We start from the raw sequence: 20,370 nt of genomic DNA on the forward strand, positions 1-20,370 counted from the left end.
TATAAAATGGGTTGGATATAAGAACTAGCGATAGGCTTTGAGATTAACATCTCCTTTGCAATTGTTGTCCTTCCTACACGGGTTGTTCATAAGGATAACTGGTGTGGATTGATGCATTAAATTTAATCATACATTCTGTGTTTGTCATGGAATCCGCCATTTCCCACACTTTTCCTCTGAAAACGACTGTTCTGTCAGATTCATCCATTCAAGTTCCATTCCACTAAGTCTGTAATGACATGTGGACGGGATTGTTGATGTAAAAAATAATTCTTCTATCTTATCTGGACCGTACTTGGATTTGACATTGTATTGTTCATCTGGGGGGGATCCACCTATTGTGTATTCTGTGTACCCAGATAAGTGAGCAAACTGTTGAACTCCACTTTCGAGAATGGCTTGATTAGGGTTATCTCCTGAGTAAGAGTATGGATTCGTAATGACGCCGACTCCACCCAAGGTCACCACCTGCCAAATCAACATACAAACGACAACCGCTGTTACTATCGAATTAATTTTCTCAGAGTTATACTTGGTTGATAGTTTGTCGAATGCAAATCCAATACCCATCGCAACTAGGATGATCCCAAGAAATAAATCATCTGCACCGTCATAATCCAAGATGAATATTTGAATACAGAACCACAGTAAAAGCCCTACGATCCACCATCTTTCTCGAATGTCGTCTAGAAAGCCTAGTAATATACCGCCTATCCCAAGAAGTGCTATCGGGATCATCAATTTTAGATGAATAACACCTTTTACCAACCGATATAAGAACGATTGTGTCTCACCTGCATACAGCGGGGCAATTATGACTTCAACAGTCATCGCAACTATCCCACCCTGTAGATAGATCGGGAGAAGAACAAAGAACGTAATAATTGTGGCCCCAAAAACATATTTGAGAATCAGATCCTCGCTTTTTTGCCGTATGATAATTCCGAAGGAGATGATGGGGAATATAATCGCAAATTGCCACATGCCTGCTGACGCTGCTGCGGTGGCCCCAGATAGTATTGGTCTCGATTTTTTGGAAAGATAGATACTTCCTAGTCCGAAAAGAAAAACAAAATATTTTGGTTCATACCCAAAGACCGGTGAATAATGAATAACTGGAAATGTGATAAAAACAATGCCACTAAGCAGACCTGCAAACTGATTTCCAGTGATCTCTGAAGTGATGTGGGATATTAAATATGTTAGCAAGATCCCAGCGACTATTGTACTCATGACAGATAGAGTGTGTTGAAAATGCGGGTCTCCATTAGATATATACGCAATGATCGTCGCGAGCTCAAGTGTCAGTGGTGGTTTTGGGTCCCATGCATCAATGTAATATCTCTTTCCACTGAAAACCAGCCATCCAATATGCTGAAACATTGCTGTATCTGGTGAGGTAACTGGCCAATTTCCATGGAGAATAACACGCATAACAGATATAAGATAAACAATTGTAGAGACTATTGGGGCAGTCAATGAATTTTGACTGAATGCTGCTTTTGATAACCGTTTCATTATACTTAGCCCTCTATTAGCAACATGGAATAACTCTGCTGTTCTCCTGTTACCTAATTCCTGCACCGCGAAACTGCGAGCACGCTCAACAGACGAGTGCTAACTTAGTTGGTTAACTAGGCCTCTGCTAGAAACCATAATTTATCAATTGCAAAGTCGCAACTACTCTATGGCCAAATTAGCACGCGCTTCTGCGCTGCAGTTCGGGGCCAACATTACGCAGACATTCGTTGGAGCAATTATCACAATCTACGTGATCAATGAACTCGGTGTTGGTGCATTCGGAGTTTTTGCGCTCTCTGCCGCTTTGGTGAAGTGGGCGTCCATTCCGGCTGTTGGTATCCGTGGTGCGGTAATAACACGAATGAACGAAAGCGACGACATTTCCCCAAGCGAGTATTTCACCACCGCATCTGTCCTCACAGGCACAATCATACTAATAGGTCTTCTCGCCCTTTTGGGTTTTTCCTCTTTCGTTGAACAGTACCTCAATTACAGCGGTACACGACTGGTGGGTGGTATGTTCGCCTCGAACGTTTCGTTCCGGCTAGTCTTGGGAGGGCTTCGAGGTGAGAACCGAGTGGAGATGTCAAGTCTCTACGAAGCTCTTTGGGGAATCCTATCTTCACTTGTGAAGTTGGCTCTCGTCTACACAGGTGTAGGTGTAGATGCACTCTTCTACGGAGAGATTGTATCTAGCATTGTCATCGGTATCTTTGGCATATATTCACTCAATATTTCATTTGTGTCTCCTAAACGGAGTGCTGCAGTAAGCCTTTATGCCTGGGCACGGTATGGGTGGTTAGATAACTTAAAACGGATGTCGTATTCTTGGCTAGATACCATAATTCTCGGCTTTTTTGTCTCAACATCGTTGGTCGGTATCTATGAAGTAGCATGGCGTATCTCGGCATTATTTGTACTCCTTCCAACAGCTATTAGCAAATCGACATTTCCAACTATTAGTTCTCTAAGAGACACTAATAAATTAAATGGAGTTCGTCAGATTCTTAACCGTGGGCTTTCAGTGGCTGGCGTACTTGCTATTCCTGGATTAGTGGGTTCAGTACTTGTAGGAGGTGACATCCTTGCATTGTATGGTCCGTCTGTCTCCTCAGTTGGTGTTGCTGTATCTGTGTTAGTATCCCTCTCTGTCGTACGGCTTATTGAGTGCTACGAGACGCTAGTAATGCAAGCACTCAACGCTTTAGATCTCCCTGACAAAACATTTAGAATCGGGATTATTTTCATCACAACCAATATTATACTTAACGTATTGTTGATACCGATATTCGGTGTGATTGGTGCGGCTATCGCTACTCTCCTTTCAATGACTCTCGGTAGCATACTTGCTATTCGTGCATTACCGGAAGCCGTTCAAACACTACCCCCAGTATCTGCTATCGGAAGCCAGTTTGTGAGTGCGGGAGTGATGGCTGTTGTACTCTTCACAATTCTTAACTACCGCCCAATTGTTCAACCGATAGAAGTTGTCCTGTACGTCCTTGTTGGGGCCGTTACGTACGGTTTTGTTCTTCTTAGCCTCTCATCGAACTTTCGAGAACGAATTCAACAGTTGCTATCTGAAAGTCTTGGTTGAGATATGACTAGGTCCGCAAGTACTTTCGCTTGGGCTACTATCACCACTACTAATGACTTCGACTCTGCCGTTTGTATCTGTCATTGTTCCAGTATATAATGAGGCTGAAACTATTCGAAAATGCCTCAATTCGGTAACATCTCAGACGTACCCCAAGTCAAAGTATGAGGTACTCGTCGTAGATAATGGATCACAGGACGGTACGAAAGAGATCGCTCGTCAGTTTAGCACTGCTTACGACAATCTCAAGATTCTGATTGAGGATGAACAACAAGGTTCTTATGCTGCCCGGAATACTGGGATTGAGCATTCTAACGGCGCTATTCTTGCTTTTTTAGATGGGGATTGTTCTCCACATCAACAGTGGCTTGAACGCGGAGTGTCTACACTCTCCGGTATAGGAGTAGACCTCGTTGGAGGTAACGTGGAATTCACGTATCCAAATGGAGGCACCGCAGCTGAACGGTACGACTCATTTACTAATATGCAAATGGAAGAGAGTATATCTAAACGAAACGTGGCGAAGACGGTAAATCTCTTTGTTAGACAGGATGTCGTTGAGGACGTTGGTCCGTTTCCAAACCATCTTATCTCTGGTGGTGATGTTCACTGGACGAAGAGAGCTACAGACGCAGGGTATACATTAACTTTCGCACCCGACGCGATTGGATGTCATCCTGCTCGACCGTTCGGGGAACTGTTGCAGAAGCAATTCAGAGTTGGCAAAGGGCAGATGCAGGTGTGGATGTTAGACAGAATCTCTCTGAGGCGAGTATTTGCGTTGGCATTGTGGATTCTCGTTGGCTTTCTGCCGAAACCTCCACACTATCTCTCCCAAGATTTACGACGGACTGGACAGACAGTGACGAAAGCAATGTTCGTCAGAATACTTGTGGTTGCGTGGTGTTGTCGGCTCGCTGAGAATGCTGGCCGTCTTTATTATCTCCTGAGATTGGAGGAACAATGACCTCTCTTTCTGACATTCTTGTTTCCAGTGCAAAGGCTGGACTCTCACTCCAGCGATCAGATGGTTCGATGCCAGCAGGACACAACGGCCCGTACCATGACCCTGAAACACCTGTTCGAAACACGTCCCACTGGCTAGTAACATTTCTGAAGGTACACGAACTTACTGATGAAAATAGATTTAGACAAGCTGCTTCAGATGCGGTTTCTTATCTATTGAGTGATGAAGCGCGACCACATGGCCATACGTTTGAACACAGACAAAACGATGCGAAGGACCGATGCAATGGCCTGATGGGACAGGCATGGTCACTTGAGGCCCTCGCGCTTGCAGCTAGAGAACTCAACAACGAACGTGCTGCTGTTGTCGCCGCAGATGTGTTCTTATCACACCCATTCTGTGATAAGTTCAAATTGTGGCAACGTGTTGACACCGATGGGACAATATTAGGTTTTGATCGAACGTTCAACCATCAGCTTTGGTTTGCAGCCTCTGGAGGACTTGTTGCACATACTGCTCCCCAAGAGGTCTCTCAACGTGTTCGTGACTTTTTAGATAGTCTTTCTTCAACTATCGATTTATACGAAAACGGACTGATCAGACATCCTCTTCGACCATCTATGGATTTGAGCGAACTCGCTGAGTCAGTGACTCATGACGTCCACCGCAGTATGGTTCGAAACCACCTTCTTCACTATCTCCGACCACCTAGAAGCAAACGACGTCTGAGGAACAAAGCTGAGGGGTACCATTCGTTTAACCTCTATGCTCTTGCGATACTCGCAAGAGAGTTTCCGTCTCATTCGGTTTGGAGTACTGACCTGCTCTCGGACATACTTGAGTATACTCTCTCCGACGAGTTTCGAGAAGCGACTACGGATAACAAGTTCTCGCATCCATACAACCCCCCTGGTTTCGAAGTGCCTGCGGCGATGGAGACATTTAGCGTGGGTACACATAAGGAACGGGAAATGTGGGTGAATGAACAGATACAGCACTCTTTTGATCCTAATGACGGTTTGCTAACGAGAGGAACTGATGATACACAGACACATGCTGCACGGTTATACGAAGCAACCCGATTAGATGACTACGAGATATATCTTGACTAACAACAAAAGACAAACTATTGATAAATGACTCGCAGACTTAATATTTGGGGATGTACGACAGATATACAGACCAGAGACAATCGGTCTTCCTATTAAAAACATGACAATAATTAAAAAAGTGGCGCGTCTTCGCGACTGGGTTGCACTCAAAACCGGTGCCATCAGGTCTCCAATGATTGCCGAAGTTGATGGATATGCTGCCAGGTTTACTGTTCAAAGTGTGGAAGAAGTTTGGAGGATCAGAGATCTTCGAGGAGAGCAAGATGTTATTCGGTTGCTCCTCGGGGAGACTGAAGAAAACGATGTTCTGTGGGATGTTGGTTCCAATATTGGAACTCACGCATGTATCTGCTCCACAAAATTCAATGTGTTCGCCTTTGAACCAAACCCAGACACGTTCGATCGTCTAACAGAAAATTCGGACCGTGCTCCAGGAACGGTTATACCACTGAGATACGGATTATCTAGTTCTTCTGGGGATATCTCATTTGAACCCTCCCCAATTGCAGCGAACGGAACACACAAAGTATCAACTGAAGGATCTATGACTATCAAAACAATCACTGGAGATGAGTTAGTTGAGAATGGAGAGGTGCCGAAACCAGATGTTGTGAAAGTTGACGTTGAGGGCCACGAATTAGAGGTTCTAAAAGGTATGACTAATACATTGCAGTCAGTTAATTTTGTAATAGTTGAGATTCACGCTGGTGTCGACCCGAAAGATGTGACGAAACTCCTCACCGAGGCAAAACTCTCCACAGAGATTACCAAATTAAATCGTGATGAGGACTTTGTGATTGGTCGCAGACAAAATGATTAAATACACTATCTCGTTAGTGACTCTCTAAATCGACGTTTGTCTAAGTCTCGGCCCAGTTGTTGTATGTTCTTGTGTTACGCGCTGATGTTGGTCTCTCGTGGACTGTTTTGTAACTGTCTACGTACGAATTATAGAATGTTCAACTCATATTTTGAGAGTAAAATAGTAGGATGACTGTTTCGATGATCCCTGCTCAACGTGATCAACCCGATAGTGCAGTCCTAATCGAGCGGTTGTAATCTGACAATTGTAGTCATCAACTGGATAACCTGACTGGATGATTGTGTCTCACCGAGAGTTGATAGACTAATATCAGTCCACAGTTGATTATCACCAACTGTGTGGACCAAACGATAGACTATTTTATTCAGCACAATCATATCGAGACTAATGCCCACCCCCGATGCCGTCTGTATCCTCATCCCAACTTACAACGAGGCGGAAACAATCGCTGATGTCATCTCAGATTACCGAGATGAAGGGTTCGCCAACGTCCTCGTCATCGACGGCGGTTCCACAGATGGGACACGGGAGCTAGCCGAAGACGCCGGTGCTCATGTCGTCGTCCAGTCGGGGTCCGGGAAAGGCCAGGCTGTCAGAGAAGCCGTTGAAGACCACATTCAAGCGCCGTACGTCCTGATGCTCGACGGCGACGGGACCTACGAAGCGACAGACGCCACCAAGATGCTCGACCCGCTCACCGAGGGGTACGACCACGTCATCGGCGACCGATTCGCAGATATGCGGCCGGGCGCGATGACGCGGCTCAACAGAGTCGGAAACCGCATCATCAACCGGGCGTTCGCGTTCATTCACGGTCAGGATTTTCGTGATATCCTCAGCGGCTATCGGTCGTTCACCCGCGAGTCGTTTCTCGACATGACGCTCACTTCCGACGGCTTCGGTATCGAGACGGAGATGGCCGTCGAGTGCGCAAAGCGCGGTATCAAGACGACGGTCGTGCCCACGACCTACTACCCGCGACCCGACGGCTCGGACACGAATCTCGACCCGATCCGCGACGGTGGTATCATCTTTCTGGAACTGTATCGCCGCGCCAAGACCAACAACCCGCTTTTCTACTTCGGCAGCGTCGGGTTCGCGTCGACCGCGACCGGGCTCGGGCTCGCCCTGTACGTCGCCTACGAGTGGGTCGTTCGCTCGATTTCCCACGAGGTCATCGCCGTCGTCTCTATGGCAGGTATTCTCTTCGGGGTGCAGCTGTTGATGTTCGGCGTGCTGTCGGATCTCATCCTCTCGCTACACCGCGAGCAGATGAAACAAATCGAAGAACTAGAGTGAGTCGGTTCGAACCGGGCCGTCGGGACTGGGCTGCGCCAACCGAGACCGCCTTCAGAACGGGACGAGCGAACGAAGCCGACCCATCAGACTCTTCGACGCCTTGGCGCGGAACTCCTCGAACACCGGGTGGAGCGTCTCCAAGAGGTCCCGGCGAGAGTCGAATCGGTCTTTCGGAGCGGCGGCGAGGGCGTCGCTTATCGCGACCGTGTTGCCCGCGGCGTCAATCGGCACGGCAACGTCGTCGAGCGCCCGTGTGATCTCGGTTGCGTCTGCCGGATAGTCGATATCTGCGGTGTCGATGTCATCGGCGAGCGCGGCGATCCCGAATTCGATTGAGTCCGGCTCCGACGTATCGTTCTGCGGCGGTCTCGCGGCCATCGAACGTGTATAGGATGTCCCGCATGGAAAAACCCCCGACCTCCGGCGAAATCGCCAGTGAACGCCGGGAAACCGCGCCGAACAGTCCCGGTCGCCACCGTTGGGGTTAACCTCGCCCGGTGCCACGGTCGAGGCATGACCGAGTACACGACGGTCTCGATTCCGAAGGAATTGGCCGCTCGCGTCGACGACACCATCGAGGGAACCACCTTCTCGAGCACGAGCGATCTCGTCCGGTTCCTCCTGCGCAGCATCGTCATCCAGCACGAGCGCTCCGGTGGCGACCTCTCGGAGGCGGAGTTCCAAGAAATCGCGGAGCAGCTGACCGACCTCGGTTACCTGCGGTAATCGACCGAGGCGATCGGCCGCCACATGCGGGCCGGCAGCACCGGGCAGCGGAACGCGGTCGGCTCAGTCGAGTTTTTCCTGCGGTGGCTCGGCGTCGAGGACGGCGAGTTCCAACTTCCGACCGGCGCGGTCGAACGCGGCGAGTGTCCGTCGCTCCCACGGGGGGACCGCGAGGAGCACCACGGCCGCGAGGTCGTCGCGCTCCGTGAGTTCGAACGGCCCTTGCGGGTGCGTGAGAAATCGGGCGCGGCCGCGCCCGGCGGGCGTTCCGAGGTCCATCCCGAAGACGGCGCTCACGGACTGCCCGGCCTCGGCCATGTAGAAGTGTGTGAGCACGGGCGTCTCCGGGTCGAGTCCGAGGTCCGCGTCGAACTCGCCTGCTGGCGTCGGCGCGAGCACGAGGTTCACCGACGACGGCTCGGCGTCCTCGGCCATATCGAGAAGCAGATCGACGAGTCCACGCGTGACGTGAACCCGTCGGCGCTCGGTGTCGGCAGCCTCCCCGTCGGTCGCGCGCTCGGCCGTCGCCTCCGCGTCGAGGGGAGTCTCGTCGTCGGGGGCGGTCGTCTCGTCGGACATCAGTTCGAGAGCATCGAGGTGAACGCTCGGGCGTAGGCGCTCGGGAGGTTTCGGCGGGCGTTTCCGAGGGCGGTTCGGAGTTCGTCGCCCGCGTTCACGGGGACGCCCGCGCCGTGACCGACGAGCAGCCGTTCGGGGTCGTAGCGGGAGAGCACGCGCCGCGGCGGGAACGGCCGGAGCATCGGATGGACGCCGAGGTGCTCGCCGCGGGCGCAGAAGTAGCCGACGGTGCCGACCGATTCGGGGACGACGAGCAGGTCGTACCCGTCGTGATAGAAGCCGACTTCCTGCCACGGCGGGACGGAGCGGTCGACGAGACGGAACGCCTCGAAGCCGGAATCAGCGAGGTCAGCCCCGAAGCGCTCGACGGGCGCGTCGAGTTCGTCGGCGACGCCGGTCATCCACGAAGCGACGTAGACCGGCACCTCGTGGCGGTTGGCGATGGCAGCCGCATCGCGTTTGTGTCGGTCGAGGCCGACGACGACGCCGGCCACGTCGCCGAATTCGGCGAACAGGTCGTCGATACCGGGGGCATCGACGGGGTCGAACACCCACACGTCGCCGTCGATTTCGACGGCGTGACTGGCGCGCTGCATGGTCTCGTCGGGGTGTGCGAGCCAGCCGACGCCGTGGTCCCATCGGTCGATTTCGCGGAGGTCGGACGTGCCGCGACCTTTCATCGGCATGCCAGTATCGTGGGGCGCGCGGCGCATAAGGACTCTCCCCGCGGCCGATGCACCCGGTTCTCGCGCTGCTCGTCGCTGGTAGCCGGTCGCCGATTGCTGGTCGGCCGCGACGACCGCAACACGGGTCGCCCGGTCAGAGGCTGTCTGTGTTGATGTCCACGCCGGGCGGGGAGACGACGAGGAACTTCCGGAAGTGCATCAACTGGCCGTCCATATCTTTGACATCGCGTGCGAAGCCCGACGCGAGCTTGTTGAGGTCGCCCTCGATGGCGAGAAAGAGGACGTTTCCGCGGGCGACGGACTGGACCCACTCCTCGGGCGGGGTTGATCCGTCGAGGACGCCGAGGACCACGTCGCCCTCGGCGTCGTCCTCGTCGAGATGTTCTTCGGCCGTCTGCAAGTTGAGATTGAAATCGCCCATACCCGCCCGGTTGTCGAGCGACGAGAAAAGGGTTCGGTCGGGGCGTGTGTCTGCCGCCGAGCATCTAATGAGAGTATTGTTATCACGTTTCATATGACAGTCGCGTCTCAATCCACGTTTGTCCAGTCGCCGGTGCGCGCACCGGGTGCTAAATTTTGTTTCTAAACTCTATGTAGTTGTATTATCGTTCCGGAGCTACCGAACGGTGAGCGCACATATCAAGTCAATATATGTCATGATATCATATAAGGTCGTTTAAGTACTGCGATTATCCCCGAGAGAGGTTGTCACGTAACATCCGCTAAACGTTCGTGATACTGTCGGGGAGAAACATTTAAATAGGAGTTCGGGCACGTGACTGACACGATGTCTCACAAAGACACGGAGGATTCGTCGGGTTCCCCGGCGGGTCGAGTTCTTCCAGGGCACATTAGCCCAACAATCTGAAATCGAAGACGTACGAATCTTCGACACGACACTCCGCGACGGCGAACAGTCACCGCGAACCTCGTTCAGCTACGAGGAAAAGCGCGACATCGCCGAAACCCTCGACGACATGGGTACCCACGTCATCGAGGCCGGGTTCCCGGTGAACTCGGAAGCGGAGTTCGAAGCAGTCGCAGATATCGCTGCTTCGACGGACGCGACGACGTGCGGGTTGGCCCGCGTCGTCGACAAGGATATCGAAGCCGCGCTGGATTCCGGCGTGGACATGGTGCACACGTTCGTGAGCACCAGCGACGTCCAGTTGGCCGACTCGATGCACGCTTCCCGCGAGGAAGCCGTCGAGCGGGCCGTCCGCAGTGTCGAACACGTCCGCGACGCGGGCGTTGAAGTAATGTTCTCGCCGATGGACGCCACCCGGACGGACGAAGACTTCCTCATCGAAGTCGTCGAGGCCGTCTCCGAGGCGGGCGTCGATTGGATCAACCTGCCGGACACCTGCGGCGTGGCGACGCCGACTCGCTTCGCCCGCATGGTGGCGACGGTCCGAGAGCACACCGACGCGAGAATCGACGTGCACGCGCACGACGACTTCGGACTGGCGTCGGCGAACGCGATGGCCGGCTTCGAGGCCGGCGCGGCGCAGGCGCAGGTGTCGGTCAACGGCATCGGCGAGCGCGCCGGCAACGCCGCCTACGAGGAGGTCGTCATGGCCGCCGAATCCCTCTACGGCGTCGACACCGGCATCGACACGACGAAGATAACCGAGCTGGCTCGCATCGTCGAGGCGGCGTCCGACATCCCGGTCCCGGCGAACAAGCCGGTCGTCGGCCGCAACGCCTTCTCTCACGAGAGCGGCATCCACGCCGCCGGCGTCATCGAGAACGCCGACACGTTCGAACCGGGCGTCATGACCCCGGAGATGGTCGGCGCGACCCGCGAGTTCGTGCTCGGCAAGCACACGGGGACGCACTCGGTACGCAAGCGCCTCGCAGATATCGGGTTCGACCCCACGGACGCCGAGGTCCGGGAGGTCACCCGCCGCGTCAAAGACCACGGCGCGGAGAAAGAACGCGTCGACGACTCGACGCTCGAGGTGTTCGCCCGCGACGTGGGTATCACCCACGAGGACGACACGGAGGAGGAGGTCCGCGCCTGATGGCGCCGGGCTGTGGCCCTACGGGGCGACCGCCCTGCACGCGTTCGACCTCCCGACCGGCGTGCAATCGTTGCCCGCCGCGAAAGCATTATTACCGACGGGACGGACGTGTTGCATACGATGACCTCGCACGACGAACACGCGGTTCGCGCGACCCCGGACGCCGGGGCCAGCGACGCCGCCGTCGGCGCGATTCGGTCGCTCATTATTGTAGGGGCATAGCCCCCTACCACACCATCTCTCCGTCCCGCGTATCCGCACCGTTTTCAGACACGTCCGCAGTCCCCACAATGGCGCACCAGCACCACACGCAGTCACCAGACAGCCCGTATCGACGACCGACCACACACCACGGAGCCCACACATGAGCGAACGAACCGCAGCCACGACCGACCCCGACGAGCCCGAAGCGGCCGACGACTCGACCGAGACGCCGACCGAGGTTACCACGGGTTCGACGTCAGTCGTCCGCGCCCTCGAAAACGCCGGCGTCGAGACCGCCTTCGGCGTGCAGGGCGGGGCGATAATGCCCATCTACGACGCGCTGTACCACTCGGACATCCGTCACGTGACGATGGCCCACGAGCAGGGCGCGGCGCACGCGGCCGACGCGTACGGCGTCGTTCGCGGCGACCCCGGCGTCTGCCTCGCCACGTCCGGTCCGGGCGCGACCAACCTCGTGACCGGCATCGCCGACGCGAACATGGACTCCGACGCGGTGCTCGCGCTCACGGGGCAGGTCCCGTCCGACATGGTCGGCTCCGACGCGTTCCAGGAGACCGACACCACGGGCGTCACCGCGCCCATCACGAAGCACAACTACTTCGCCTCGTCGCCCGACACCGTCGGCGACACCGTCGGCGAAGCGTTCGCGCTCGCCGCCGAGGGCCGTCCCGGCCCGACGCTCGTCGACCTCCCGAAGGACGTCTCGCTCAACGAGACCGACCGCGAGCCGGGGCCGGCACAGCCGCCAGAGACGTGCCGCGCTCGCACCGACCCGGCCGACTCGCAGGTCGAGGCGGCCGCGCGGGCAATCGAGCGCGCGGAGAAGCCGCTCCTCTTGTTCGGCGGCGGCGTCGTCAAGGCCGACGCGACAGAGGTCGCCCGGCAGTTCGCGACCGAGCATCGGATTCCGGTCGTCACCACGATGCCCGGAATCGGAGCGATGCCGGAGGACGACGAACTCTGCCTGTCGTGGGCGGGGATGCACGGCACCGGCTACGCCAACATGGCCATCACGCACACCGACTGTCTCATCGCGGTCGGCACGCGGTTCGACGACCGCCTGACCGGCGGCATCGACACGTTCGCGCCCGAGGCCGAGGTCGTCCACATCGACATCGACCCGGCGGAAATCTCGAAGAACGTCCACGCGGACTACCCGGTCGTCGGCGACGCCGGCCGCGCCATCGAGCGCGTCGACGCCGAACTGGACGAGGGCCCCGACGCGCGCGAGTGGGTCGAACAGTGTCTCACGTGGAAAGACGAGTACCCGATGGACTACGCGGCCCCGGACAACGAGCCGCTGAAGCCGCAGTTCGTCGTCGAGGCGCTCGACGAGGCCACGCCCGACGAGACCATCGTCACCAGCGGCGTCGGTCAGCACCAGATGTGGGCCGCCCAGTACTGGACGTTCACCGAGCCGCGGCGGTGGGTTTCGTCCCACGGCCTCGGCACGATGGGCTACGGCCTGCCCGCCGCAATCGGCGCGCGGGTCGCGGCCGACGACGACGAGACGGTCGTCTGCGTCGACGGCGACGCCTCGTTCCTGATGACGATCCAGGAGCTGTCGGTCGCCGTCCGCGAGAACCTCGACATCACCGTCGCCATCCTGAACAACGAGTACATCGGGATGGTCCGCCAGTGGCAGGACGCCTTCTTCGAGGGCCGACGCATGGCCGCCGGCTACGAGTGGTGTCCCCAGTTCGACAAGCTCGCCGAGGCGTTCGGCGCGCGCGGTTGGACCGTCGACTCCTACGAGGAGGTCCCCGACGCAATCGAGGAGGCGCTCGCGTACGACGGCCCCTCGGTCATCGACTTCCACGTCGACCCGGCGGAGAACGTCTACCCGATGGTCTCCTCGGGCGGCGCGAACGGCAAATTCGCACTCTCGGAGGACCAGTTATGAGCGACAATCGGACAGGACTGCAGGGTCCCGCGCCCGACGAGCGGCCACACCCCGACGGCCGCCGCAACGCGCAGGGCATCCGCATCGACCCCGAAGCGGAATCGGAACACGAACCACGGCGCGCGGTCTTTTCGGCCATCGTCGAGGACGAACCCGGCGTGCTCTCGCGCGTCGCCGGCCTCGCCGCCCGCCGTCAGTTCAACATCGAGAGCCTCACCGTCGGCCCGACGACGGTCGAGGACCACTCTCGCATCACGATGGTCGTCGAGGAGCCCGAACCGGGCATCGACCAGATCGAAAAACAGCTCGCGAAGCTCAAGCCCGTCATCTCCGTCGGCGAGCTGGACGACGACGCCGTTCGCGCGGAACTCGTCCTCCTGAAGGTCCGCGGCGAGGACCCCGACAAGGTCCACGCCATCACGGAGATGTACGACGGCCGCACGCTCGACGCCGGCCCCGAGACCATCACGGTCCAACTCTCCGGCGACGAGCGGAAGATAGACGACGCCGTGGACGCGTTCCGGCGGTTCGGCATCATCGAAATCGCCCGGACCGGCCAGACCGCGCTCGCCCACGGCTCGAAGAAGACCGTCCCCGGAGAGGAACCCGGAACCTCCGGCGAACCCACCAAACCCAACACCAACACGCAATGACAGAACTCACCACGGAAGTCTACTACGACGACGACGCCGACCGCTCGCAGATCGACGACAAGACCGTAGCCGTCATCGGCTACGGCAGTCAGGGCCACGCCCACGCCCAGAACCTCGCCGACAGCGGGGTCGACGTGGTCGTCGGCCTCCGCGCGAACTCCTCGTCCCGCGACGCCGCGGAAGCCGACGGCCTCCGCGTCAAGGAGCCGGCCGCGGCGGCCGCCGAGGGCGATATCGTCTCCGTCCTCGTCCCCGACACCGTCCAGCCGGCGGTGTTCGAGGAGATTCGCGACTCCCTCGACGCGGGCGACACGCTCCAGTTCGCCCACGGCTTCAACATCCACTACAACCAGATTCGACCCCCGGAAGACGTCGACGTGACGATGGTCGCGCCGAAGTCGCCGGGCCACCTCGTCCGCCGCAACTACGAGGCGAACGAGGGGACGCCGGGCCTCATCGCCGTCTATCAGGACGTGACGGGCGACGCCAAGGAAGAGGCGCTGGCGTACGCACACGGCCTCGGTTGCACCCGCGCGGGCGTCATCGAGACGACGTTCCAGGAGGAGACCGAGACCGACCTGTTCGGCGAGCAGGCCGTCCTCTGCGGCGGCGTCACCTCGCTTGTCAAGCAGGGCTACGAGACGCTCGTCGACGCGGGCTACTCCCCCGAGATGGCCTACTTCGAGTGCCTGAACGAACTGAAGCTCATCGTCGACCTGATGTACGAAGGCGGGCTCGGCGAGATGTGGCACTCCGTCTCCGACACCGCCGAGTTCGGCGGGCTGACTCGCGGCGACCGCGTCGTCGACGAGCACGCCCGCGAGAACATGGAGGAGATTCTGGAGGAGGTCCAGGACGGCACCTTCGCCCGCGAGTGGATTCTGGAGAACCAGGCGGGCCGGCCGTCGTACTCCCAGCTCAAGGACGCAGAGGAGAACCACCACATCGAACAGGTCGGCGCGCCCCTGCGCGACCTGTTCGCGTGGGCCGAGGAAGACGAGGCGGACGCGGAGAAAGCCGAAGCGCCGGCGGACGACTGAACACGACACCAATGACACGCGACGACACGACAGACCGAATGCGAGACATCAGCCACACGAACCCCTATACGGGCGAGACGTTCACCACGGTCTACGAGCGCGGCCCGGCCGTCACCGACGGCGGTCGGAGCGACGCGACGCCCGCGACGACGGACGCGACCGAGACGGAGACGATGGGCGACGTGGACCACACGCCCCGCAACGGCGAGGGCGCGAACCAGGTCTGGGAACGCGGCCGCGACGACGGCGTCGTATCGGGTGACGGCCATGAGTGAGGGAACGCTGTACGACAAGGTCTGGGAGGAACACACGGTCTCGGAGCTTCCGACCGGCCAGACCCAGCTGTTCTGCGGCCTGCACCTCATCCACGAGGTGACGAGCCCACAGGCGTTCGGCATGTTGCAGGAGCGCGACCTCGAAGTCGCCTACCCGAACCGGACGCACGCGACGGTCGACCACATCGTCCCCACGTCGGACCAGTCGCGGCCGTTCCGCGACGACGCCGCCGAAGAGATGATGGCCGAACTCGAACAGAACGTCCGCGACGCGGGCATCAACTTCTCGGACCCCACCTCGGGCGAGCAGGGCATCGTCCACGTCATCGGGCCCGAGAAGGGACTCACCCAGCCCGGCATGACTATCGTCTGCGGCGACAGCCACACCTCGACCCACGGCGCGTTCGGCGCGCTCGCGTTCGGTATCGGGACGAGCCAGATTCGCGACGTGCTGGCGACCCAGACGGTCGCGATGGAGAAAAAGAAGGTGCGGAAAATCGAGGTCACGGGCGAACTCGGACCCGGCGTCGAGGCCAAGGACGTCATCCTCGAAATCATCCGCCGCCTCGGGACCGAAGGCGGCGTCGGCTACGTCTACGAGTACGCCGGCGAGGCCATCGAGAACCTCGACATGGAGGGCCGGATGAGCATCTGTAACATGTCCATCGAGGGCGGCGCTCGCGCGGGCTACGTCAACCCCGACGAGACCACCTACGACTGGCTGAAAGAGACCGAGTACTTCGAGGAGAACCCGGAGCGGTTCGACGAACTCAAGCCGTACTGGGAGTCCATCCGCTCCGACGAGGACGCCGAGTACGACGACGTCGTCACCATCGACGGCTCCGAACTCGAACCCGTCGTGACGTGGGGGACCACGCCCGGACAGGGCGTCGGCATCACCCAGCCGATTCCGGCCCCGGAGGACCTGCCCGAAGAAAAGCAGGACACCGCCCGGATGGCACAAGAGCACATGGGCGTCACGCCCGGCGAGACGATGCAGGGCTACGAAATCGACGTGGCCTTCCTCGGGTCGTGTACCAACGCCCGCATGCCCGACCTCCGCCGCGCGGCGGAGGTCGTGAAGGGCCGACAGGTCGCCGACAGCGTCCGCGCGATGGTCGTCCCCGGCAGTCAGCGCGTCAAGGCCGCCGCGGAGGCGGAGGGCCTCGACGAGATATTCAAGGACGCCGGCTTCGAGTGGCGCGAGGCGGGCTGTTCGATGTGTCTCGGCATGAACGAGGACCAACTGGAGGGCGACGAGGCCTCCGCGTCCTCGTCGAACCGCAACTTCATCGGTCGGCAGGGGTCGAAAGACGGCCGCACCGTCCTGATGAACCCCCGAATGGTGGCCGCGGCGGCCGTCACCGGGGAAGTGACTGACGTGCGCGAACTGAAGGAGGTGACCACCGCATGACCGACGAAATCCCCGAAATCGACTCCGCGTTCGGCTCCGGCGTGCCCATCCGCGGCAACGACATCGACACGGACCAGATCATCCCGGCGCGGTTCATGAAGGTCGTCACGTTCGACGGCCTCGGCGAGTTCGCGTTCTTCGACCAGCGCTACGACGAGAACGACGAACCCAAGGACCACCCGCTGAACGAACCGCAGTTCCAGGACGCCGCCATCATGGTCGTCAACGCCAACTTCGGCTGTGGCTCCTCTCGGGAGCACGCCCCGCAGGCGCTCATGCGCTGGGGCATCGACGCCATCATCGGCGAGTCGTTCGCGGAAATTTTCGCGGGCAACTGCCTCGCGCTCGGCATTCCGACGGTCACCGCCGACCACGACACCATCACCGAACTGCAGGACTGGGTCGACGAGCACCCGGACGCTGACATCGACGTGGACGTGGAAAACGAGACGGTCACCTACGGCGAGAAGACCGTGGACGTGACCGTCGACGACGCACAAAGGAAGGCGCTCACCGAGGGCGTCTGGGACACGACGGCGCTCATGAAGTCGAACGCCGACGCGGTCGCCGAGAAAGCCGCTTCCCTGCCCTACGTCGATGACTGAGGAAATCGTCGTCATCCCCGGCGATGGCATCGGCGCGGAGGTCATCCCGGCGGCGGTTGACGTGCTGAAGGCCGTCGGCGACTTCGAGTTCGTCGAGGCCGACGCCGGCGACCACGTCAAAGAAGCCACGGGCGAGGCGCTCCCGCAGGAGACCTACGACCTCGCCGCCGAGGCGGACGCGACGCTGTTCGGCGCGGCCGGCGAGACCGCGGCGGACGTCATCCTGCCGCTTCGGACCGCGGTGGACTCCTTCGTCAACGTCCGCCCGGCGAAGGCCTACCCCGGCGTCGACGCGCTCCGCCCGGAGACGGACCTCGTCTTCCTCCGGGAGAACACCGAGGGCGTCTACTCGGGCCACGAGGACCGCCTCTCTGACGACCTCTCGACGCTCACGCGCGTCGTCACCACCTCGGCGTCCGAGCGACTCGCCGAGTACGCCTGCGACTACGTCGGCGGCGACGGCGGCAGTTTCCAGGTCGCCCACAAGGCGAACGTGATGCGCGAGACGGACGGTCGCTTCCGCGACGCCGTCGTCTCGGTCGCCGACGAGCGCGGCGTCGAGGCCGAAGAGGTCCTGATGGACGCCTTCGCGACGCGCGTCTGTCTCGACCCCACGCAGTTCGACACTATCGTCTGTCCGAACCTCGCGGGCGACGTGCTCTCGGACCTCGCCGCCGGCCTCGTCGGCGGTCTCGGACTGCTCCCCTCGGCGAACATCGGACCGGACGCCGCGCTGTTCGAGCCGGTTCACGGCTCCGCGCCCGACATCGCCGGCGAGGGCATCGCCAACCCCGCGGCGACGATTCTGTCCGCGGCGATGTTGCTCGACTACCTCGACTACGAAGCGGAGGCAGACCGCGTTCGGGCGGCCGTCGAAGGCGTCCTCGCCGACGGGCCGCGCACGCCGGACCTCGGCGGCGACGCCTCCACGGAGGACGTGACCGCCGCGGTTCTCGACCGTCTCTGAGCGTCGGCGACCCACCGAATCGGCGGTTCGATGCTCGTTTCGAACACGCTCGTTTTCGTTTCTGTTCGTTTTCTCACCGACGAACCGACAGTTTTCGTTCCTGTGTGGTATCCCACTGTTTCGAACAGATACGGTCGGAATCCAACATAAACAATTAACACTACTCCCCGACCTATCTTCCTCGTAACGAGGAATCGCCACCGATGTTACCAGCAGAGCGCAAACGCCGCATCGTCGAACTCGTCTCCGACTCGGACGGTCGGTCGGTCGAGTCGCTGTCCGAACACCTCGGCTACTCGAAGGCGACGATACGGCGCGACCTGCGCGAACTCGAAGACCGTGGGCTCATCGAGCGGTCGCACGGCGGAGCCGTCCCCGTGACCTCCGTCGGGCGCGAGCAGACCTACGGCCAGAAGGAAGTACAGAATCTCGAAGGGAAACGCGCAATCGCGGACCGCGCGGTCGAGGAACTGGCCGAGGGGCAGGTCGTGTTCTTCGACGCCGGGACGACTACGATGGAGGTGGCCCGCAAGGTCCCCAAGGACGGGACGATACTCGGCGTCACCAACTCGCCGCGGCTCGCCATCGAACTGAACGAGGAGGACAACGAGGTCAAACTCACCGGCGGGACGCTCCGCCGGCGGACGAAGGCGCTCGTGGGGCCGACCGCGGAGTCGTTCATGGAGCGGACGAACTTCGATTTGCTGTTCCTCGGCACGAACGGGTTCGACGTCGAATCCGGCCTCACGACCCCGAACGAAGACGAGGCGCGGATGAAAGAGCTGATGGTCGAAAAGGCCGCGAAGGTCGTCCTCGTCGCTGACCTCTCGAAGCTCGGCCGCCGGAGCTTCGTCCAGTTCGCATCGCTCGAAGAGATTGACCTGTTTATCACCGACGGCACGCTCGACGCCGACTCCCGAGAGGAGATCGAGAGCGCGGGCGTCACCGTCGTCGACGGAGTTGCACGATGATTCTCACAGTCACCCCGAACCCAGCAGTCGACCACACGATTCACTTCGACGAACCGCTTCAGACCGGCGTCGTCCACCGGACCGACGACGCGGTGTTCACCGCCGGCGGCAAGGGCATCAACGTCGCCAAGTACGTCTCGGCGCTCGACGCCGACGCGACCGCCTCGGGCTTTCTCGGCGGCCATTTCGGGAAGTTCGTCCGCGACCGACTCGACGCCGACGGCATCGCCTCGGACTTCGTCACCATCGACGCGGACACGCGGCTGAACACGACCGTGCTCGCGGAAGACGGCGAGTACAAACTCAATCACAACGGCCCGCAGATTCGCCCGGCCGACGTGGACGAACTCGTCGAGACCGCACAGGCGAACGAGCCGGACACGCTCCTCGTCGGCGGCAGTCTCCCGCCGGGGATGTCGCTTTCCGACGTCGACAGGCTCGCCCGCGCGGGCGACTGGAAAATCGCGGTGGACATGGGCGGCGAGTACCTCGCCGAGCTGGACGCCGACTACTACGTCTGCAAACCCAATCGCTCCGAGCTCGCGGCGGCGACGGGCCGAACGGTCGAGACCGACGCCGACGCCGTCGAGGCCGCCGAGGAGCTTCACGCGCGCGGGTTCGAGTACGTGTTGGCGTCGCTCGGCGCGGACGGCGCGCTCCTCGTCACCGACGACGAGGTGCTCTCTGCGCCCGCGCTCGACGTGGAGGTCGTCGACACGGTCGGCGCGGGCGACGCCGTCCTCTCGGGCTTCCTCGCCGCGCGCGAACACGGGCTGTCGGACGCCGACGCCCTCCGAATGGGCGTCCTGACGGCCGCGCGCGTCGTCGGCGTCGCCGGCACTCGCGTCCCGCACCTCGAAGACGTGCTGACGAACGAGACGCGCGTCGAGGTGACGACCGTTCGGACTCGGTGATTCTCAGATGAACGTTTGTTAACGACCGAAACGCGCAGTAACGTTCATATTCGAAAGGGTTTTTGAGCA

The 20,370-nt window shown here is 59.5% G+C and carries 21 protein-coding genes; 16 read left to right on the forward strand and 5 right to left on the reverse strand.

Translation table 11 applies throughout. The features are described 5' to 3' along the window. Positions 1–144: 144 nt before the first annotated feature. A complete protein-coding gene (locus tag C438_RS16085) occupies positions 145–1,518 on the reverse strand; it encodes a DolP-mannose mannosyltransferase (protein WP_004970750.1) in 1,374 nt (457 codons plus the stop codon). Positions 1,519–1,687: 169 nt separating this feature from the next. Between C438_RS16085 and C438_RS16090 the strand changes: the two genes are divergently transcribed. The 5 genes from C438_RS16090 to aglJ all read left to right on the forward strand — a co-directional run bounded on the left by C438_RS16090 (position 1,688) and on the right by aglJ (position 7,319). Then, entirely contained in the window at positions 1,688–3,118 is a 1,431-nt protein-coding gene (locus C438_RS16090) for an oligosaccharide flippase family protein (protein WP_004970751.1), read from the forward strand. Positions 3,119–3,170: 52 nt separating this feature from the next. Continuing rightward, a complete protein-coding gene (locus C438_RS16095) occupies positions 3,171–4,085 on the forward strand; it encodes a glycosyltransferase (RefSeq protein WP_004970752.1) in 915 nt (304 codons plus the stop codon). Beyond that, positions 4,082–5,197: a glycoprotein pentasaccharide biosynthesis putative isomerase AglQ gene (gene aglQ / locus C438_RS16100; RefSeq protein ID WP_004970753.1), complete on the forward strand. Its 1,116-nt coding sequence runs from the start codon at positions 4,082–4,084 to the stop codon at positions 5,195–5,197. Before C438_RS16095 ends, aglQ begins: the two co-directional genes overlap by 4 nt. A 100-nt stretch (positions 5,198–5,297) precedes the next feature. Continuing rightward, the gene (locus C438_RS16105) at positions 5,298–6,017 is read left to right on the forward strand and encodes an FkbM family methyltransferase (RefSeq protein ID WP_004970754.1); all 720 of its coding nucleotides are present in this window, start codon (positions 5,298–5,300) and stop codon (positions 6,015–6,017) included. Positions 6,018–6,407: 390 nt separating this feature from the next. Continuing rightward, the gene (gene aglJ / locus C438_RS16110) at positions 6,408–7,319 is read left to right on the forward strand and encodes an S-layer glycoprotein N-glycosyltransferase AglJ (protein WP_049918162.1); all 912 of its coding nucleotides are present in this window, start codon (positions 6,408–6,410) and stop codon (positions 7,317–7,319) included. Positions 7,320–7,370: 51 nt separating this feature from the next. Here aglJ and C438_RS16115 read toward each other — a convergent pair whose 3' ends face one another. Next, a complete protein-coding gene (locus tag C438_RS16115; RefSeq protein WP_004970756.1) occupies positions 7,371–7,697 on the reverse strand; it encodes a hypothetical protein in 327 nt (108 codons plus the stop codon). Between the two features lie 135 nt (positions 7,698–7,832). On the opposite strand from C438_RS16115, the gene C438_RS16120 reads away from it, so the two are divergent. After that, positions 7,833–8,045 (forward strand): ribbon-helix-helix domain-containing protein, encoded by a 213-nt coding sequence (locus C438_RS16120; protein WP_004063282.1) that lies wholly within the window; start codon positions 7,833–7,835, stop codon positions 8,043–8,045. Positions 8,046–8,108: 63 nt separating this feature from the next. Here C438_RS16120 and C438_RS16125 read toward each other — a convergent pair whose 3' ends face one another. The 3 genes from C438_RS16125 to C438_RS16135 all read right to left on the reverse strand — a co-directional run bounded on the left by C438_RS16125 (position 8,109) and on the right by C438_RS16135 (position 9,731). Continuing rightward, positions 8,109–8,624 carry a hypothetical protein gene (locus tag C438_RS16125; protein ID WP_004970757.1) on the reverse strand — a complete coding sequence of 172 codons (516 nt, stop codon included), beginning with the start codon at positions 8,622–8,624 and terminating at the stop codon, positions 8,109–8,111. Then, positions 8,624–9,310: a hypothetical protein gene (locus C438_RS16130; RefSeq protein ID WP_004970759.1), complete on the reverse strand. Its 687-nt coding sequence runs from the start codon at positions 9,308–9,310 to the stop codon at positions 8,624–8,626. Before C438_RS16130 ends, C438_RS16125 begins: the two co-directional genes overlap by 1 nt. 133 nt (positions 9,311–9,443) lie before the next feature. Continuing rightward, on the reverse strand, positions 9,444–9,731 hold the full coding sequence (locus C438_RS16135; RefSeq protein WP_004970760.1) for a DUF5779 family protein: 288 nt from the start codon (positions 9,729–9,731) through the stop codon (positions 9,444–9,446). Positions 9,732–10,089: 358 nt separating this feature from the next. Here C438_RS16135 and C438_RS16140 point away from each other — a divergent pair, with 358 nt between their 5' ends. The 10 genes from C438_RS16140 (at position 10,090) to pfkB (ending at position 20,301) form a co-directional block, all read left to right on the forward strand. Then, positions 10,090–11,334, forward strand: a complete 1,245-nt coding sequence (locus C438_RS16140; protein ID WP_239640702.1) for a LeuA family protein — start codon at positions 10,090–10,092, stop codon at positions 11,332–11,334. A 364-nt stretch (positions 11,335–11,698) separates the two neighbouring features. Beyond that, positions 11,699–13,462, forward strand: coding sequence for a biosynthetic-type acetolactate synthase large subunit (gene ilvB, locus C438_RS16145; RefSeq protein WP_004970763.1), 1,764 nt, complete (start codon positions 11,699–11,701; stop codon positions 13,460–13,462). After that, positions 13,459–14,115, forward strand: a complete 657-nt coding sequence (ilvN, locus tag C438_RS16150; protein ID WP_004970764.1) for an acetolactate synthase small subunit — start codon at positions 13,459–13,461, stop codon at positions 14,113–14,115. The genes ilvB and ilvN overlap by 4 nt, the downstream gene beginning before the upstream one ends. Then, positions 14,112–15,155, forward strand: a complete 1,044-nt coding sequence (gene ilvC, locus C438_RS16155; protein WP_004970765.1) for a ketol-acid reductoisomerase — start codon at positions 14,112–14,114, stop codon at positions 15,153–15,155. Before ilvN ends, ilvC begins: the two co-directional genes overlap by 4 nt. 11 nt (positions 15,156–15,166) lie before the next feature. Then, positions 15,167–15,430, forward strand: coding sequence for a hypothetical protein (locus tag C438_RS16160; protein WP_049918165.1), 264 nt, complete (start codon positions 15,167–15,169; stop codon positions 15,428–15,430). Further along, positions 15,423–16,844 (forward strand): 3-isopropylmalate dehydratase large subunit, encoded by a 1,422-nt coding sequence (gene leuC, locus C438_RS16165; protein ID WP_004970767.1) that lies wholly within the window; start codon positions 15,423–15,425, stop codon positions 16,842–16,844. Before C438_RS16160 ends, leuC begins: the two co-directional genes overlap by 8 nt. Continuing rightward, entirely contained in the window at positions 16,841–17,449 is a 609-nt protein-coding gene (gene leuD / locus C438_RS16170) for a 3-isopropylmalate dehydratase small subunit (RefSeq protein WP_004970768.1), read from the forward strand. The genes leuC and leuD overlap by 4 nt, the downstream gene beginning before the upstream one ends. After that, the gene (gene leuB, locus C438_RS16175; protein WP_004970769.1) at positions 17,442–18,416 is read left to right on the forward strand and encodes a 3-isopropylmalate dehydrogenase; all 975 of its coding nucleotides are present in this window, start codon (positions 17,442–17,444) and stop codon (positions 18,414–18,416) included. The genes leuD and leuB overlap by 8 nt, the downstream gene beginning before the upstream one ends. Before the next feature lie 203 nt (positions 18,417–18,619). Then, positions 18,620–19,387 (forward strand): HTH-type transcriptional regulator GlpR, encoded by a 768-nt coding sequence (gene glpR / locus C438_RS16180; RefSeq protein ID WP_004970770.1) that lies wholly within the window; start codon positions 18,620–18,622, stop codon positions 19,385–19,387. Further along, positions 19,384–20,301: a 1-phosphofructokinase gene (pfkB, locus tag C438_RS16185; RefSeq protein ID WP_004970771.1), complete on the forward strand. Its 918-nt coding sequence runs from the start codon at positions 19,384–19,386 to the stop codon at positions 20,299–20,301. The genes glpR and pfkB overlap by 4 nt, the downstream gene beginning before the upstream one ends. Positions 20,302–20,370 lie beyond the last annotated feature (69 nt).

Origin of the sequence: Haloferax denitrificans ATCC 35960, from assembly GCF_000337795.1 — an archaeon.
Lineage (GTDB): Archaea > Halobacteriota > Halobacteria > Halobacteriales > Haloferacaceae > Haloferax > Haloferax denitrificans.

Coding starts and splice junctions, on each gene's coding strand:
- C438_RS16085 (WP_004970750.1), bottom strand. CDS start 1,518: ATGAAACGGTTATCAAAAGCAGCATTCAGTCAAAATTCATTGACTGCC.
- C438_RS16090 (WP_004970751.1), top strand. CDS start 1,688: ATGGCCAAATTAGCACGCGCTTCTGCGCTGCAGTTCGGGGCCAACATT.
- C438_RS16095 (WP_004970752.1), top strand. CDS start 3,171: ATGACTTCGACTCTGCCGTTTGTATCTGTCATTGTTCCAGTATATAAT.
- aglQ (WP_004970753.1), top strand. CDS start 4,082: ATGACCTCTCTTTCTGACATTCTTGTTTCCAGTGCAAAGGCTGGACTC.
- C438_RS16105 (WP_004970754.1), top strand. CDS start 5,298: ATGACAATAATTAAAAAAGTGGCGCGTCTTCGCGACTGGGTTGCACTC.
- aglJ (WP_049918162.1), top strand. CDS start 6,408: ATGCCCACCCCCGATGCCGTCTGTATCCTCATCCCAACTTACAACGAG.
- C438_RS16115 (WP_004970756.1), bottom strand. CDS start 7,697: ATGGCCGCGAGACCGCCGCAGAACGATACGTCGGAGCCGGACTCAATC.
- C438_RS16120 (WP_004063282.1), top strand. CDS start 7,833: ATGACCGAGTACACGACGGTCTCGATTCCGAAGGAATTGGCCGCTCGC.
- C438_RS16125 (WP_004970757.1), bottom strand. CDS start 8,624: ATGTCCGACGAGACGACCGCCCCCGACGACGAGACTCCCCTCGACGCG.
- C438_RS16130 (WP_004970759.1), bottom strand. CDS start 9,310: ATGCCGATGAAAGGTCGCGGCACGTCCGACCTCCGCGAAATCGACCGA.
- C438_RS16135 (WP_004970760.1), bottom strand. CDS start 9,731: ATGGGCGATTTCAATCTCAACTTGCAGACGGCCGAAGAACATCTCGAC.
- ilvB (WP_004970763.1), top strand. CDS start 11,699: ATGAGCGAACGAACCGCAGCCACGACCGACCCCGACGAGCCCGAAGCG.
- ilvN (WP_004970764.1), top strand. CDS start 13,459: ATGAGCGACAATCGGACAGGACTGCAGGGTCCCGCGCCCGACGAGCGG.
- ilvC (WP_004970765.1), top strand. CDS start 14,112: ATGACAGAACTCACCACGGAAGTCTACTACGACGACGACGCCGACCGC.
- C438_RS16160 (WP_049918165.1), top strand. CDS start 15,167: ATGACACGCGACGACACGACAGACCGAATGCGAGACATCAGCCACACG.
- leuC (WP_004970767.1), top strand. CDS start 15,423: ATGAGTGAGGGAACGCTGTACGACAAGGTCTGGGAGGAACACACGGTC.
- leuD (WP_004970768.1), top strand. CDS start 16,841: ATGACCGACGAAATCCCCGAAATCGACTCCGCGTTCGGCTCCGGCGTG.
- leuB (WP_004970769.1), top strand. CDS start 17,442: ATGACTGAGGAAATCGTCGTCATCCCCGGCGATGGCATCGGCGCGGAG.
- glpR (WP_004970770.1), top strand. CDS start 18,620: ATGTTACCAGCAGAGCGCAAACGCCGCATCGTCGAACTCGTCTCCGAC.
- pfkB (WP_004970771.1), top strand. CDS start 19,384: ATGATTCTCACAGTCACCCCGAACCCAGCAGTCGACCACACGATTCAC.